Consider the following 15,456-nt stretch of genomic DNA (forward strand, 5'->3'; position numbering starts at 1 on the left):
CCAGACATTGCTGTATACATCGGGCGCAGCGCCAGTCGACCACCATACCGCCTCATAGATATGCCCTTTGAACGAGACACGGTCACCTTTGCTATAGGAAGTTGTTGCACTCCAGGCCTTTACATCACACGTCGTTGCGTCATCTTGGACTGTGACGGTTGAGGTTACTGAATCTTCTAGTCCTTCTTGATCTAGCACTGTCAGGCTTACGTTATAACGTCCGCCGATGCATACGTGTGAACAGGATTCACGTCAAATGACTCGGCACCGTCGCCAAACTGCCATTGGTGAGAGGTTACTGCTTTATCGTCAGTTGCGGTGCTGGTGAATCTTGCCGTCAGCTTGTCGGTTGTTACGTTGAACTGCGCGTCAGGTGCCGTGTTGTCAGTGCCTGATACGACAGTTACGGACTTACTGATGGTGTCAGATAGTCCTTCCTGATCTGCAACGCTGAGCGTCACTGTGTAGGTGCCTGATTCTGCGTAAGCATGAAGAGGGTCTTTGATGTTAGAGGTTGTCTGATCACCAAAACGCCAAGAGTAGCTGACAACCCCTTTATCGTCAGTCGACGCATTGATGAAGTTGACAGAGAGACCGGACTTCTGCGTGGTGAAGTCAGCATCCGGTGCCTGGTTCTCGCCCGTTCCTTTACCGGAGAGGGTTCCACTGATTGTGTAGTATCCCAGCGATGAATATTTGGAGAAGCCGTGTTGTGGTGTGCCCTCAGCACCGCCTGAAATGACCAGTGAGTAGTCACCTGCGTTGAGGCTTTCATTGAAGGAGGCACTGCGGTCAACAGGGTTGTTTGACTGAGCCACTGTCTGACCTGCACTGTTACGAATAACAGCGGAAACATCCAGCAAGCCACCACCAATATGCTCAGCGCGATCAATCGACAGATTTACCCGACCTCCGTTTTCGCCAATGGTGAAAGTGAAGGTATCTGAATCTGTATTTCTTTCAATCTGGCCGCTATTGTTCTCTGCCAGTACGGCACCTGAGGCAGAGATATCGAGTGGCTTAGTACCTGATATATCATCGGACTTGAAAGGAACAAAGCGTTGAAGAATGGCGAAGTCATCTTCACGGTTGGATGCGCCGTTATATTCACCTTTACTCCATTGATAAAGTGGGTCGCGCCAGTTGGTACCAAACCAGATGTTACCCATAACAGGCACCCACTGGTAATCTGCGATGCCTTCATGGTATTCGCCACCCGGCTGGCCGCCGTCATGGCTAAGGTGGAACAGATGGCCAAACTCATGGGCGGCGATACGGCCTTGCCCGTACGCATCATCTTCTCGGTAAAGAGTACAGAAGGTGGATGTGCCAAACGCGAACGCGCACGAAGAGCGACCTGTCTGACGATACATGGTACCGCCACCACGTTTACTTGGCGCAGCGCGGTTATATATGTCTCTGTCCGTCGTGACGTTGATGTCCAGCATGGAAAAGCTGGCAGCGACAATCTGCCATGTGGTCCAGATGAACTCTTTTGACACATCATAGGGTTCGCCATTTGCCATCACATTTCGTGTGTCTATCAGCAGGACATACTGAGAGCCTGGTCGGCTTTGCAGTTTACCAACATGCTCGCCATTGTAATCACCGATATGAGGGGGCGCATCCTCCGCAGCGGGGAGCGAAAATTGCGCGCCAGCCGGTACATCACGGTGTGAGTGGTTGCCGAAGTGACAATCTGGCAAGACATCGGTTTTGGCAATTGCAGATACCGAGACTTCACCATTCTCTGTACGGTATTCGTAAGCGTCGTTGTCATTCAGGATGACCCAGCCATAAACGGCGTCCTTGTTTCCCTGAAGAATAAACCGCGAACCCGGAATCGAGGCGATTTCACCATCAATAGACAGGGTGCCATCTGCTTCTACGAAAAGGTTTTCAGTGACAGCAGTCAGTAATTTCCCCTGACTGTCTGGTAGTGTTAGTTCCGCACCTGCAAGACTAAGGGGCTTACTCGACAAAGCACTCCTTGACAGAGCTGACGGCGCGATTCCGACACTTTGAATGAAGGCATCGGGTGTTCCCAGCGTAAGTGGTGTCGCTAGGGTACTTTGATCTTGGTTGGCGATGGCGACGTGCGGTGTCGCTGCAATCAGGCCCAGAGCCAGACAAAGTTGCTTGGTGACATTGTTGATACTGAAACTCACATCCTGTTTTTCCAGTCTCATGGTGTGTTTTCCTTTGTTGATATAGTAAACACAGTGCGTTGAGCAGAATAATCACGGCACTGAATGATTCCTTTCTTTTGGGGAAACCATGTCTTTTGGGCTTATGTTTCCATTACAACGGCTCAAGGTCAGGCCTTTTGCTTTGTGCTCTTTTTGATTTTGCTGACGCCCTCCGGCAGGGGGCATAATCGTCAGGTTTGAGCTCAGCATTGGGCGCTATTATTTGCTAAATGAATGGTTTATCAACGAGATAAAACACTGTATTGATAAAAACAAAAGAAGAGATACAAGAATGTGAAATGATAACATTATCAATTTCAGTTAAGTGTAATTTATTCAATGGTTTATTTCTGTTGGTGCGGGCTCTCCGTCTGCCATCATTCAATGGGAATTAACAGTCTTTCTTGATCTAAGCGTTGAGTTTGATAGCAGTGATGTGTCTTCACATTTTGCACATCTCATTGAATGAAACCATCATAAGTCGTTGATGCTGGACTTCGACTTTTCCTGACTGCACTACACTGCAAGTATTAATAAATTTACTTTGTCTGAAATGCAAAAACAGGCTCATTTTCTTGTTTTGATAGGATGCGTGATGAGTTATTCACTCACTGCGTTGGCCTTTTATGCGACGGACAACGTGCCTACCATTGATATTCTCTCTATTGCACGCAGCAGTAGTTCAGAGTTTTCTCAACAAGATTTCTACCAAAGGAAAAACACACAGTCTCTCTACCTAAGTGGTTTTGATACACGAAGAGAGGAACTACTCAGGGTTTGGATGCAACCCATACAGTCTTCCCCTGAGCGCTATGTTTTTTATGGGAAGCAGCATAATTTTCGACTTATTGTCGACTATGTTTCTCGCCACATTGAATTTGAGCTGCTGAAATCTGATGCAAATAACCGCCTCGCTGATATAAGCGGATACTTGCTTCCTGAATCTATCGGAGATTGGAATTATCGATTCCTGCTTCGTCACGGGTTAATCACACTGTTCAGCCTGTCTGAGGGAGTCATCGAGCAACAAAAAGCTATTAAGCCTGCGATCCTCTTCGCTGAAATCGACAGCCATCGAGAACAACAGTTGAGTGCTGTTGATAGAAACTTACTGCTGAGCCGGCACAATAAGCAAAGTACTCAGAGGAAAATTGAAGCAAACATTAAAGAGCGTAAGAGACGCTTGGCAATGCAGCTTAATGATACACAGGTCAGTAAATACGAAGCTATTCAGCGACATAAAGTTGTGTTTCCGCCGTATTTCTGGTCTAGAGAATATGCGTTATATCTTGACCATTTTCGATTTCATGCTGATTTGACCAATGTTGAATTAGGTTTTTTGCTGGCAATTTCTCAGGTAGAGACGGGGTTTAACCCGGTCTCTAAATACGCGGGCGCTGCCTACGGGATTATGCAGGTGTCGCCGCACAGTGCAGGGCTTATTGTCTCTGAACTGGTTTTTCGTCGGGCGACATTGCCCACCGCCGATGCCTTGTATGTTGCTGCCGTCAACATTTTCTACGGCACAAACTATCTATCGGCGTTGGTCAACACAACTTTTTCCGACATAAAGGACAGAGATAGCCGCTTATTATGTGCTGTTACCGCTTACAAAATCGGTTTAGACCAGTTGTTGAAGGTCTTTGAACATCCGCAGGGAGATATTGAAGGGTTCAATAGAAAGATAAATATGTTGAGTCGTAAGCAGGTGTTCAGGCAGCTTGTCAGAGACCTGCCTTATAAAGAAGCGCAGCAGTTTGTAATCAGAGTGATGGCAGCGACGAAAGCAATGCGGCTTGACCCGCCTCTGAAATGACAAGGTGTGCATGTCAATTTTTGAGGAAATAGAGCGTTTATTGGCTTCGGGTTAGTTGATTTATGAACCGCGGCTTCGTGCCGCGATTCTGCAAAAATTCTTTCACGCTTATTCGCCATCTCGACCCTGATTTTCAATCTTTTTAGTGCCACATGTTTTGCAAGTGACCACTAAATCGAGTTCATCTAGCTTTTTCACCAACATGTCAGTGGAACCACCAATTATGAATGTTTCCCATATCACTTTCTTAACACCACCCCAAAATGTGTTTGGGTAACGGTCTTTTTTCTCTTGAAAGTGCTGAGTATGCTTAGTGTATGCATTACACGTTTCGCAGAAGCTTTCCATTGTCATTTTCCTTTTTTACATGCCGACTACAAATCTGCCTAGTCATATCACCATGACTGGTTAGGCAAACATTGGCGTAAACAAAATATATATTCACAGCGGCGTAAGGAATAACATTGGGTAGTTTTCTCATAGCCAATCAGATCAAAAATGGATGTTAACTGGCTGACTAAAATCATAATTTATCACAATTCATTGTCATGTCATGCAACGTTTTTGTGATTTAAATCCAAAGTGTGGAACATGTACCTTATTGATTAATATACATCTTAAGTGATGTTCCTTCTTTGTCGCACACCGTTTTTACTGCAGGTTGATTGGCCATCTGGCAAGAAAGCGCCTGAGGTTTGGGAACGACAAGGGTGGCGCAGACAAACCGCTTCCCCAATGCGCAAGCATGAACAAAAAGTAGTCGCAGGCTGTCAGTGTGTTGCCGCAAAGAAACGCTGAGTTAGCCAATGTTTTATCCAGCAAGGCAAACATCTCCGTCAGTCGTTCCTCCTGCGCGCGTTTGATTGCTTGCGAATCGCCGTCTGACTCTGTATGACGCTCGGGATAAAAATACATCATTAGTTCTGGTTGCAAACTGGCGGTGAGATAAAACAGCCACTGATGAAAGGTGGCGCGCTCAGTCGTGCCCAGTGATGGTATCAAATGACTCTCTGGATGTTTTTCACTGAGGTATAAACAGATTGCTGCACTCTCAAACAGCACAGTCTGATCGTCTACCAAGGTAGGAATTCGTCCTGTTGGATTCAGAGCGAGGTAAGCATCAGACTTTTGTGCCGCCGATTTTCTATCGACTAATTCAAGTTGATAGGGCACACCGAGGTGTGCCAATAACATGTGCGGCGCAAAGCTGGCATTTCGTGGAAAGTAAAACAGCGTATACATGAAAGTGCCTCATAGCGCGTTTAGATAGGGATGAAGTTAAGTGTCGCCTTCCGCCAAAGTCCTCTCTATCATTTTTTGTACTTCAAGTGCTTCACGGAGCGTCGCCAATTTGTTCTTTTCGCCAGCCATGAGTTTGATTAGTTCGCTTAGGTATTGGTGCTCGCCATTGACGGTGACTTCTTTCCACGTGTCGCCCTCTTTAACTTCGATCATCCGCCAATTCAGTTCACGAATAGATTTATGTTTTCCCGTAAGTTTCCATTCGAGGTAATCTTCGGCGACGACATCACTTGATGCTTCCAACCTGACCGGGATATTGCCCGAGAGGTAGTCAGCATTGACAAAGGTTTCAGACGATCTGTCGTCGGGGTAGTTCACCTCTGCGTTTTCAAGCGTCATGGAGCCAAGCAATCGCTGGTGCATAAAAAAGAAATGCGTAACGACTTCGCGCAGAAAGCCACCTTGCTCTTTTAAGCTGAGCCAACTACTGGCATTTTCCTGCCATTTACGCGGCCACTGGCTGAAGTGAATTTGCATCTCAACATTTTCGATCTCTTCCTGGGGGATATCTGAGAGCAGTAGCTTTAGCGTATCAAGTGAGGGACTGGCTGCTCCGGGGAGGTTTACGACAGCAGGTAGGCCGCTTTTCTCGACATCTTCAACCAGTTTTTCTGCTGCTTCTATGTCGACAGCGAGCGGTTTTTCAACCCAGATAGCCTTCTTCGCCTCGATTGCTTTGTAGCAATAATCGATATGGCTTGCTGGTGGCGTGCCAACATAGACAAGATCAACATCACTGCGAGTAAACATTTCATCGGGTGATGAGAGTGCGTCCGTGCCGCTATCGAGCGCTTTCAGTTTTTCTAAATCGGAATCGTAGACACACGAAACGTGAAATGAAGAATGTTTTGATAGTGCTTGGTAAATCCTTTGGCCAATGGTTCCAAAACCAATGATTCCAACCGAAATGGTCACAGTTCGCTCCAGTTGTGTTTGTGCTGTTAATGTTCAACAAGTTGCACGTTTCATTAATAGTGTAGTTTGAAACGTATGCTACCTGTTCAAACACATACTGTCCCGGATAGGCCTGAGTAAATACGGCACATATCAATAATTAAATGCATGGCCTTTTAAACTTTCTGGATGATTGAAGTCAGAAAAATAGACATTTCGCCTTTGATAACATCATCAAAAATGTAAAATAGCGATGATATTCAATTGAATCATATCTTACGATTCACTCTGTTGTTATATTGTTAATATATAATAATAATTTAAATTAAATGTTGATGCTGGTTTTGTTCATAAATCACTCAAGATTCTCTATTTATAAAGAATAAAAAATATGTGTATAGATATTCTTATCATTGAAGATGATAAAGAACTTGGTGATATGTTGACCTACTTTTTAAGTACGGTTGAAAACTATTCAGTTTTTCGTCATAACTCTGGTGAAAATGCGTTGAATCTGGTTATAGAAAAAACGCCCCGTCTTATATTGCTTGATATTCAGTTACCTGTTCATACGGGGTTTGAAATACTGACTTCTTTAAGGGATGCATCGATTCTTACCCCGGTTATCATGATGACTGCTAATGATAGCGAGCTTTCAGAGACAAACGCATTGGTTCTTGGCGCTGATGATTACATTAGAAAGCCAATCAGAGCTAATGTGCTGAAAGAAAGAATTAAACGACTTATTTCTCCCACTGTGAAATTACAAGAAAAACTTATCCTTTCGATGAAAGAGAGCCAACTTCTTTATCAAGATATAACCGTTCATTTATTACCCTCCGAGTTTGAAATTTTGGAGATACTTGCTCAAAGCGATGAACCAAAGTCAGTACACGATTTATTCTTTGATATTCATGGTTACGAAGCAAATGCTGATGATAAATCGATATATATGCGTTTGTCCTCGTTAAGAAAGAAAATAAGTAAATATTTTGTTGGTCAGGAGTTAATAAAAAATAAGCGAAGTAGAGGATTTTATTTAACCCGAGATATTGAAAAACAATGAGAACATTTTTTTTACAAATCACACTTTCTGTTCTTCTTGGCTTTATTTTCGCAAAAGCAGTTTCTGAAGCTTACTTAACCCTTTGGGTTGAGGAATTCTCACCAGATACGCCCTCAATATGCAAACCAGGTGTCTTAAATTCTGCTGAAGAGATTTCATACTCATGCAAAGATGGCGAAACGTGCTCAGATTCATTCATTTGTCTGATTGATACAGATGTAGAGAAAATCTCAGCCTATCCGCCAATGCAAGGGTTCTCGGATGGAGGCACGCCCGTGGCGATGAAGCTGGAAAAAGACGACCCGTATGTTTTTGTCAGCAGAGCCTATGCATTTAGGATTTGGACGGTTGATCTCTTACTACAACTTGGCTGTACCTTGCTGGTGATGGGGGGAATCTTATTTTCGTGGTCTCGCGGGTTAGGTCGGCTTGAGGAGCTTTCAAGTGCGTTGTCGTGCGGAGACCTGAGACGTAGGGTTCGTTTGCACGGACCTGAGCCGGTGAAATCTCTGATTGCCAATCAACATGCAATGGCAGATTCGATTTTACGGTTGCAGCGCAAGAAGAAACTGATCTTCGGTTCTTTACCTCATGACATCAGAACGCCGTTAGCTGCAATTCAGTTAACCACAGATATTTTGTCGCAACATGAGGGTGACAGTAAGTTTCTGCGCAATAAGCTGTCAGGGCAGGTCTCTAACCTTAACCTAATATGTGAAAGTAGCCTCCATCTTTATAAGATCCTGAATAACGAGGTAGAGTTGCACAAAGAGCAGTTTACGTTTGAATCGGTGCTTATCGACTCTTTAGCGCTGATTCCAGAAGACAAGTGCTATCGGTTTGTGAACTGTAATCAGACCCTCATTTCTGACAAGAAGCTGGTTACCATACTTTTGCAAAACAGTTTGTCTAATGCTTTTCGCTATACCAAAAGCTGTGTTGATGTTTCCTTCAAGTCTTATCCTCATCATGACGTTATTCGAATCAACGATGATGGTCCGGGTTTTCCTGACGATGTGGTCGCAACATTCAGAAATAAAGATACGTCTTTAATTAAAAATGCCGATGGATTTGGCATCGGTTTAGTTTTGATTTATGAGCTAACCATGCTGTTATCCGGTCAGGTTGTTATCAGTAATACAGAGGCTGGTGGTGAGGTTTTGGTGGTCATAAACAAGTAGATTTCTCTTTGCGAAGCTTTCAGCACAAGGAATGGGAGCTCCCTGCACAATATGGTTTCTCGCTATAAGCTTTGTGGGGCTTTACTGGTTTCTCAACGCATAGTTTGTGAAGCTCATGTCCATGTCTAGTGGTCTTGCGTAGTAAAACCCTTGCGCGTAAATGTCGTACGCTTTGAGCTGGCAGTGCATATAGCTTGTTTCAATGCCTTCCGTGACGATGTCTTTGCAATGCAATATTACTGTTTCAAGCAGTGCTTTCATTGCATCGGGTTTGTCGATGTTGCTGTAGAGAAAGCGCTGGTCGATTTTGATGGCATCCCAGCGAATAAGATTGAGCACTAGATCATTGACCGGGGAGGGCAGATAGTCGTCCAGCCAAATCTGGTAGCCATGTTCTTTTAGCAGTGCCGCTGAATCCCAGAATTGCAGGTGTTGGCCAGTGAACGTATCGATTTCTGTCACTTCTATCGCCAGTGGGAAACGCGCCATGTTGATGACTTCTTCCATGTACTTAGGTTGCACAAAGTAACGCATCGGAATATTGATAGAAATTGTCAAATTTGCTGAGTTGTAGATATCAGCTTGTTCGTTGAGTGCGGTGATCTGGTCTCGGATGATGGTTTGCAGGCTGACTTCGTTTAGATTTGCAAAGAAAGGTTCGCTGTTTAGGCATTCTCCAGATTGGAGTTTGACACGTGTTAACAGTTCAAGTGCATGCGTTTTTAACGTTTTAATATCAATAATGGGCTGCAGGCAGAAGGTAAGGGAAGGGGAACTTTTTGTCTTGATGGCTGGCCTCTGGGCCGTATCTGTATTCATTGCTTTCTCTTATTTGTCTGTTCTTTGACTGACTTGTTTTAGGGGTACACGTTAATGTCGTACGAGCTGGATGAACAGTAATCAAAGTTAAGCAAAATAAAGCTCAAGGTAAGGTAGGATGCGTGCGATCACATTCGACTTTCTCAACGCCTCGAAACTCGGGTCGTAAAAAGGTGAATGTTGTAACATCGTGACAATACTAACGATGCAACCAGACACCATTGATTGAGATGGCTGGATGAATGAGGCAAGGATGGCTGAAACAATTATTCTGGACACGGATCCGGGTATCGACGATGCAATGGCAATCATGTATGTGTTGGCGAACAAACATCTTAAGTTAATGGGCATTACCACAGTCTTCGGTAACGCCACAATTGAAGACACAACCCGAAATGCTCTGTTCATCAAGGATAAATTCAATGCTTCTTTTGATGTTGCATGCGGTGCCGCTGCTCCACTGATAAAGACCCCGAATGGACCGACAGTTATTGTGCATGGTGAGCATGGTCTTGGCAGTGTCGTTGCAGACGCACCAAAATCAGTCGCTGAAGAAGAAACGGCTTGGCAGTACATGGCCAAAAAAATTACTGCTAACCCGGGTGAAATCACGTTGGTGGCTGTGGGGCCTCTTACTAATCTCGCGCTGCTTGTTCAGAATGCACCCGAAGCCGTCTCACTGGTTAAGAACGTTGTGATTATGGGCGGTGCTTTTGGTGAAAACGGGCATAGAGGTAATGTTTCGCCTGTTGCGGAGGCAAATGTTCATGACGACCCTCATGCTGCAAATATTGTTTTTGCTGCAAACTGGCCAGTGGTTGTTATCGGTCTTGATGTGACACACGAGATAGCGTGTGAAGAGCACTATATCGAAACACTTCGAGATCATGCAGGTGAAAAAGGGCGCTTTATTTATGATGTCAGTCAGTTTTATCTTGGCTTTTACGAAACTGAGTTAAAACGAAAAGCCTGTTACTTACACGACCCCGCTGCGTTGGTTTACGTGTCTCGGCCCGAGTTATTTGAACTCAGAGAAGGACCGATTGTAGTTGTAGAAGAGGGAGGCGCTGAGGGGATGACGATCCAGAAAACAGAAAGTAGAGTCTTTTCAAATGATGCGTGGGAACAAAGACCAAGTCAGTCTGTGGCGATCAGCGTTGATAGCGAGGCGGTTTTAAACCATTTCTCTGATACGCTAATTGGTGACCACGCCTAGCGTCTCAACTTCGTTTTAAACCATTGCCTCTCATTCTTGTAAGATGAACGGCTGAGTTATCAATCAATCTTAGCCATTTCCTTTATTAGAGGTACGCAAATCGGCTGTTCGATATAAATTTCTGGGTTAGAAGATGTTAGTTGTTGTTTCTATTTTACCTGTTTTTCTGGTGTCACTTTTTGGTTTCCTGACCGCAAAATCAGGAAAGTTATCCCGCTCAGATATTCAGTCACTTTCTAAATTTACCTTCTCAATGGCTATTCCGGTGATGTTGTTTACTAAAATGTCGACGCTCGCCGTGCCGGATAATATTGAATGGAGCCTATTACTCTCTTATTACCTGTCAGTATTCATTGTTTTCTCGTTAACAGCGTTTATCGCGAGGTATCTATTTAGCGATGAGTGCGAAACACAGAGTGTACTGGGCTTTTCTGCAACGTTTTCAAATGCGGTTGTTATTGGTATACCTGTTATCCACTATACGCTGGGGGATGACGCAATGCTTCCCCTGTTCATGTTGATATCAGTTCATGCGCTAACCATCTATTTACTTGGGTTTTTCTTTGCTGAACGTGGACGTTTTGACCGTAAAAAAGTGCTTCTATCGGTTGTGCGAATTTTTAGTGAGATACTGAAAAACCCAATTACACTTGCCATCTTCAGCGGTCTTTTGGTCAATGTTTTGCCATTCTCACTGCCCGATTTGCTGAGTGCTTCGCTTTCCCTGTTCTCTGAAGCGGCGATACCTCTGACGTTGTTCGTCTTGGGCGCGTCGATCAGTCAATTTCCGTTAACATTTAGCTCAAGGGTTCCGTTGCTTCTGGTGGTGTTTAAAAACCTGATGCTACCTCTGCTGGTGTATCTATTCAGCACGTATGTATTTGGTTTGAGTGAAACATGGACGGTTACCGCAACTGTGATGGCTTCTATGCCGATTGGTGTGAATGCATATATTTTTTCTCAGCGCTATCAGAGGATTATGCCTGAAGTAGCTACATCGATTTTGTTCTCTACGGTATTCAGTATTCTCAGTGTCCCGTTGTGTTTATGGCTGTTGACTAACCAGTAGATTTTGCATTCCCTGACGGATTTTTCCTAAAGTACCAAAAATTAGGACAATACATTGATTAGAAGCTACTAAATAATAAGGAAAAATGGAGGCCGATTTAAATTTTGTCTATCAATATGGAACTATCTCCTTCTCCAGGTCACTCACCTTTAAAGTAAAAAGACTAAACGTACTTTTTAGCGTTTGTCTTTTTTAATTCAATGCAGCCCAGTAAACACACATTACTGGTAACTGTGTCAGATGGTGAGGAGAGTTGATATGAATTTAGGGGGCTTGGGACCACAAACAATGGCCCTGGGCGGTAGCGTAAGCCCTACGGGTTTTGTAAACGCTGGAACGTCAGCGAGTCAAGGTATTGGTGGATGGCACGGCAATGTTTTTAACGGAAAAGGTTACGATTTTCTGCTTAATAACAATCAGCCAAGGCAGCCTGCACCTCAGCCGCAACAGGCTCAGCAACAACCCCAGCAACCGCAGCAGCAGCCGATAAGGCACGTTAATTTCGCACAACGAGCGGCAACACAGCCGACCGTCATTGCGGCAGTCGCCTCAAAATCAGCAAAGCCGCAGATATCCAGTTCGACCAAGACGTTCAATGGTTCGACAGGCGGAACTGAAGGGAAATCGTCAAGCGTCAGAAGCGATACGTCTATTTTGCAGCGTGAATACAATGCTGCAACGGGCGGCGGTATCAGCCAAAGTGGTGCAGACCGCTTTTGAACCTAGTTTTCATTTAGAAAAGCGCTTATCAAGATAGCTTATAAGCGCTTTTTTTGCCTCTTAAAAACCATTAACGGATGAGATGGGAAATCAACGATCATATAATCGACAGCGGTGTATCTCTGAAGTTGATGAGGTTCGGGAAAATGTCCTGAATGATGGTGCTGCTCACACCCAGCCAACTACAGAGGTCCGCGTTTACTTGATCCGATGCAATACCGGGAATTATCCTGCCGTTTTTGTAGTCACTCTCACTGCCTTGAGAGAGATCTGGCCATCGACCAAATGCTTTTCCCCCCTTGACCGCGCCGCCCAATATAAACTGATGTCCACCCCAACCGTGGTCTGTGCCAGTCTCGTTAGCCTGAGCTCGTCGGCCAAAATCCGACATCGTCAGGGTGATGACTTGATCTGAGATGCCGAGTTTAACAAGTGACTCTTGGAAACTGGCTAACGCTTCGCTGACCTGCTTAAGCAGTATGGGATGCTTTTCTCGCTGGTCATGATGGGTATCAAATCCCCCCATGCCCACAAAAAATACCTGTCTGGGTTGTTTGAGAGAGTGGCGTGCATCAATCAGCCTTTCTACCATGGCTAATTGGCCACCCAAATCGCTCTGTGGGTAGTTGCCTTTCACTGTGTGTTTCTGGAGAATTTCCCTGAGGCTTTCGTTCTCCAATACACTGTCACGCATTTTTCTCGCATAGTTTTCCGAATACAGATTACTGTAACCCGCATCAGAAAAGTGTTCGAAGTAGCCATCTCGAAGTGCTGACTGGTGCCATGCTTCATATTCACCGACACCGCTCTTACTGACGATGGTCTGAGGCAGGCGATCTCCTCGGGTTAGAAGCGAATCACCTTTGACGGAAAATAGCGGTGATAGATCACTTGTAGGATTAAGTGAATCCATGACTCGACCCGCCCAGCCAAGGGAGAGCCCAAGGTTACTTGCGCCTGTTTGCCACATTGCCTGCTGGGTGTTGTGTGCCATCAAAAAGTCAGGAAGTGTCACGCGTTTGGCTTTGATGTCTGATGCCTTGGTAGGTTCGATAAGCTGGCCGCTATTAATGATGGCTGAAGCTTCTCCGCGCTTGAAGAAAGGCACAAGCTTTTCCATTGCCTTGTGAATACCAAGTGGCTCACCGTTCTCTGTTCGAAGGCCTGTATCTATCACATCATTTCTACTCAAGGCCAACGAGGGACGAACCTTTTTATAGGTCTCATACCCTGCCTGTGAGAGAGGAATCAAAGTGTTATAAGCATCGTTGCCGCCAAAAAGAAAGACGATAACTAATGCTTTGTGATCCTGCGGCTCAGAGGCTATGCTGATTGACGGCGTGACGCTCGATGCTGCGGTCAATGCTGCTGATGTTTTCAGGAATTGTCTTCTGCTTGTCTTCATACGATAGCCTCCTCAGCAAAAAACTCTGGGGATGTCAGAGCCACATATAGGGTGCCGCGAACTCTGCTTAGCGCGGGCTTTCTATTAAGGGAGTTGTCTAAGAGCTTTATCAGTCGTTGTCGAAGCGCATCGGACATTGTCTGACCAAAAAATCGCTCGTCCACCAGTGCAACCAAATCTGTCGACGTCTTCTGCGCTTTAAGAAAATCAGAAGCATCGTAAGCCCACAATTTCTTCCTGCCCCCGCCAGTCGCTCCACTCATTTGCCAGATAAGGTTTTGGATTTGCAACAAATAATTTGAGGTCGTTAGTTTGAATTCGGGTGCGGTGAGTCCTATGTCTGAAATCTCGCCCTGTGGTGCAAAATCAGGTGTGTAGAAATTAAACACAGACGGTGCAGCTAAGGGAGCTTGGCCTAGCTTTTTTGCGGTGCTGATGTCTCGCCAGACTTTTCTTTGCGAGCGCATGCCCAATGCCCGGGCTTGATTGGCAATGGCAATGATCGGCTCTTTTAACTTACCAAAGTGGCGATGCCTTGCTGCTTCGTCGTTGCCGGCGCAACGCCGTTCACTGCATCTGGATCGGTGAGAATGGCGAACAGCGTTGCTTTGAGATCACCTCTTACACCTTTACCGTTATTTTTAAATACCGTGGCGACACGCTGGATAAACTCAGGTCTAGGGTTACTGGCCACGAAGCGTTTTATCAGAAGGTTAGCGATAAATGGTGGCGTATTTGGATGATTGAACAGCAAGTCCACGGCTTGTGACAGGTCTTGTTCAGCGGATTGTTTGGGTTTGAAAATTGCCCCCAATACTGTCTTTTCCCCTTTATCGTGGTGTCTGCTCTTCGAGACCATGGGAGAGGTGCTGCTTCCGCCACTCCAACCCGTGAGAACTCGCGACAACTCTTCGACATCTTCCTGTGTGTAGGCAGGGATCTTTCGGCCTGATTGATCCAATTTTGGTGTGCCGTCATCATTCAACAGCCATAAACCCAGCGTGAAAAGCTGCATACATTCGCGGGCATAGTTTTCGTCTGGGAAGGTATTCTTTTTGATGTTGGCTTTCCGACTGCCGCGCAATGTCAGGAAACGACCCATGGCAATATGTAGCGTCACGTCGTAAAAAAGATCCCGGAAGTTCTCTAGGGCATGTTTTACGAGTAAATCGTAGTAACTCGCCAAGAGTTGATGGTTACTGGCTCCGTTCTCAGAGACGACGAAAATCTGGCTCAGAGCAAAGGCCATTCTTTGTCTGACCTGATCTTCACCTTCCAGACTGTTTCTCCACCAAGCGCCAAGTCTTGCTGTGCCTCTCACTCTGTTCTTTTTTTCAAAGTCCGGTGTGAACTCAATGGATAAGGGGAGGTGTAGACTTGGCTTGACCTTACTTTGGTTCTCATACCACTGCCTGAAGCCGATGACTTTCACTGCTTCTAGGTCTTTCTTGTTTGCCCCAAAGGTTGCCTGACACAGAAGTCTGTGAATCCGTTTGGGTGAGTTGTCGATGTCACTCATTACTGCCATTCTTACCCCGTTTGCATAGTCGGTGGTGAAAATACGTGGTATCTGCTCCTAAACAGGGACTAACAATAAAGAGCTTTTGGTCGACGTGGAAAGTCTCTTTACGCATATTTACACCTATTTATGAACGCTTACTCGCGATTTAATGCTTATTTTCCTTCAGTGTGATGCTGAGACTCTGAGTGATGAACAAATATTGAGTCATCACAAATGCTTGATAGCAGGTATTATTATTGGTATCTGCACAATTATTT

15 protein-coding genes are annotated in these 15,456 nt (G+C 45.2%); 6 read left to right on the forward strand and 9 right to left on the reverse strand.

What is annotated here, in order from left to right:
* Together CS022_RS19160 and CS022_RS19165 are read right to left on the reverse strand one after the other, a co-directional pair.
* Positions 1-198: carbohydrate-binding protein (locus CS022_RS19160; RefSeq protein WP_328590413.1), on the reverse strand; the 198-nt coding region annotated here is incomplete at its 3' end.
* An 8-nt stretch (positions 199-206) separates the two neighbouring features.
* Complete coding sequence (locus CS022_RS19165; RefSeq protein ID WP_129123609.1) at positions 207-2,189, reverse strand: PKD domain-containing protein; 1,983 nt, start codon at positions 2,187-2,189, stop codon at positions 207-209.
* Positions 2,190-2,784: 595 nt separating this feature from the next.
* On the opposite strand from CS022_RS19165, the gene CS022_RS19170 reads away from it, so the two are divergent.
* On the forward strand, positions 2,785-4,005 hold the full coding sequence (locus CS022_RS19170) for a transglycosylase SLT domain-containing protein (protein ID WP_161569648.1): 1,221 nt from the start codon (positions 2,785-2,787) through the stop codon (positions 4,003-4,005).
* A gap of 108 nt (positions 4,006-4,113) precedes the next feature.
* Here CS022_RS19170 and CS022_RS19175 read toward each other — a convergent pair whose 3' ends face one another.
* From CS022_RS19175 to CS022_RS19185, 3 genes are all read right to left on the reverse strand, one after another.
* Complete coding sequence (locus tag CS022_RS19175; protein WP_129122920.1) at positions 4,114-4,353, reverse strand: hypothetical protein; 240 nt, start codon at positions 4,351-4,353, stop codon at positions 4,114-4,116.
* 303 nt (positions 4,354-4,656) lie between these two features.
* Entirely contained in the window at positions 4,657-5,247 is a 591-nt protein-coding gene (locus CS022_RS19180; RefSeq protein WP_235869522.1) for a glutathione S-transferase family protein, read from the reverse strand.
* Positions 5,248-5,283: 36 nt separating this feature from the next.
* Entirely contained in the window at positions 5,284-6,222 is a 939-nt protein-coding gene (locus CS022_RS19185) for a Gfo/Idh/MocA family protein (RefSeq protein ID WP_161569649.1), read from the reverse strand.
* Positions 6,223-6,592: 370 nt separating this feature from the next.
* Here CS022_RS19185 and CS022_RS19190 point away from each other — a divergent pair, with 370 nt between their 5' ends.
* On the forward strand, positions 6,593-7,267 hold the full coding sequence (locus CS022_RS19190; protein WP_129122922.1) for a response regulator transcription factor: 675 nt from the start codon (positions 6,593-6,595) through the stop codon (positions 7,265-7,267).
* The gene (locus tag CS022_RS19195) at positions 7,264-8,448 is read left to right on the forward strand and encodes a sensor histidine kinase (RefSeq protein WP_129122923.1); all 1,185 of its coding nucleotides are present in this window, start codon (positions 7,264-7,266) and stop codon (positions 8,446-8,448) included. Before CS022_RS19190 ends, CS022_RS19195 begins: the two co-directional genes overlap by 4 nt.
* 81 nt (positions 8,449-8,529) lie before the next feature.
* Here the strand turns inward: CS022_RS19195 and CS022_RS19200 are convergent, their stop codons facing one another.
* Positions 8,530-9,267, reverse strand: coding sequence for an EAL domain-containing protein (locus CS022_RS19200; RefSeq protein WP_129122924.1), 738 nt, complete (start codon positions 9,265-9,267; stop codon positions 8,530-8,532).
* Between the two features lie 253 nt (positions 9,268-9,520).
* Here CS022_RS19200 and CS022_RS19205 point away from each other — a divergent pair, with 253 nt between their 5' ends.
* The 3 genes from CS022_RS19205 to CS022_RS19215 all read left to right on the forward strand — a co-directional run bounded on the left by CS022_RS19205 (position 9,521) and on the right by CS022_RS19215 (position 12,272).
* Positions 9,521-10,483: a nucleoside hydrolase gene (locus tag CS022_RS19205; protein ID WP_129122925.1), complete on the forward strand. Its 963-nt coding sequence runs from the start codon at positions 9,521-9,523 to the stop codon at positions 10,481-10,483.
* Between the two features lie 133 nt (positions 10,484-10,616).
* Positions 10,617-11,552, forward strand: coding sequence for an AEC family transporter (locus CS022_RS19210; RefSeq protein ID WP_129122926.1), 936 nt, complete (start codon positions 10,617-10,619; stop codon positions 11,550-11,552).
* Positions 11,553-11,810: 258 nt separating this feature from the next.
* Positions 11,811-12,272, forward strand: a complete 462-nt coding sequence (locus CS022_RS19215; protein ID WP_129122927.1) for a hypothetical protein — start codon at positions 11,811-11,813, stop codon at positions 12,270-12,272.
* 97 nt (positions 12,273-12,369) lie between these two features.
* On the opposite strand, the gene CS022_RS19220 is transcribed toward CS022_RS19215, so the two are convergent.
* From CS022_RS19220 to CS022_RS19225, 3 genes are read right to left on the reverse strand one after another with little or no spacing between them, the layout of a single operon-like run.
* Complete coding sequence (locus CS022_RS19220) at positions 12,370-13,677, reverse strand: DUF1501 domain-containing protein (RefSeq protein WP_129122928.1); 1,308 nt, start codon at positions 13,675-13,677, stop codon at positions 12,370-12,372.
* Positions 13,674-14,150, reverse strand: coding sequence for a DUF1800 family protein (locus tag CS022_RS25510; RefSeq protein WP_408057248.1), 477 nt, complete (start codon positions 14,148-14,150; stop codon positions 13,674-13,676). Before CS022_RS25510 ends, CS022_RS19220 begins: the two co-directional genes overlap by 4 nt.
* A gap of 38 nt (positions 14,151-14,188) precedes the next feature.
* A complete protein-coding gene (locus CS022_RS19225; RefSeq protein ID WP_201746292.1) occupies positions 14,189-15,205 on the reverse strand; it encodes a DUF1800 domain-containing protein in 1,017 nt (338 codons plus the stop codon).
* Positions 15,206-15,456 lie beyond the last annotated feature (251 nt).

Origin of the sequence: Veronia nyctiphanis, assembly GCF_004116385.1 — a bacterium.
In the GTDB taxonomy this organism is placed as follows: domain Bacteria; phylum Pseudomonadota; class Gammaproteobacteria; order Enterobacterales; family Vibrionaceae; genus Veronia; species Veronia nyctiphanis.

What these genes read in the sequence shown, in the direction of transcription:
- CS022_RS19165 (WP_129123609.1), bottom strand. Translation starts at nt 2,189, where the DNA reads ATGAGACTGGAAAAACAGGATGTGAGTTTCAGTATCAACAATGTCACC.
- CS022_RS19170 (WP_161569648.1), top strand. Translation starts at nt 2,785, where the DNA reads ATGAGTTATTCACTCACTGCGTTGGCCTTTTATGCGACGGACAACGTG.
- CS022_RS19175 (WP_129122920.1), bottom strand. Translation starts at nt 4,353, where the DNA reads ATGGAAAGCTTCTGCGAAACGTGTAATGCATACACTAAGCATACTCAG.
- CS022_RS19180 (WP_235869522.1), bottom strand. Translation starts at nt 5,247, where the DNA reads ATGTATACGCTGTTTTACTTTCCACGAAATGCCAGCTTTGCGCCGCAC.
- CS022_RS19190 (WP_129122922.1), top strand. Translation starts at nt 6,593, where the DNA reads ATGTGTATAGATATTCTTATCATTGAAGATGATAAAGAACTTGGTGAT.
- CS022_RS19195 (WP_129122923.1), top strand. Translation starts at nt 7,264, where the DNA reads ATGAGAACATTTTTTTTACAAATCACACTTTCTGTTCTTCTTGGCTTT.
- CS022_RS19200 (WP_129122924.1), bottom strand. Translation starts at nt 9,267, where the DNA reads ATGAATACAGATACGGCCCAGAGGCCAGCCATCAAGACAAAAAGTTCC.
- CS022_RS19205 (WP_129122925.1), top strand. Translation starts at nt 9,521, where the DNA reads ATGGCTGAAACAATTATTCTGGACACGGATCCGGGTATCGACGATGCA.
- CS022_RS19210 (WP_129122926.1), top strand. Translation starts at nt 10,617, where the DNA reads ATGTTAGTTGTTGTTTCTATTTTACCTGTTTTTCTGGTGTCACTTTTT.
- CS022_RS19215 (WP_129122927.1), top strand. Translation starts at nt 11,811, where the DNA reads ATGAATTTAGGGGGCTTGGGACCACAAACAATGGCCCTGGGCGGTAGC.
- CS022_RS19220 (WP_129122928.1), bottom strand. Translation starts at nt 13,677, where the DNA reads ATGAAGACAAGCAGAAGACAATTCCTGAAAACATCAGCAGCATTGACC.
- CS022_RS19225 (WP_201746292.1), bottom strand. Translation starts at nt 15,205, where the DNA reads ATGGCAGTAATGAGTGACATCGACAACTCACCCAAACGGATTCACAGA.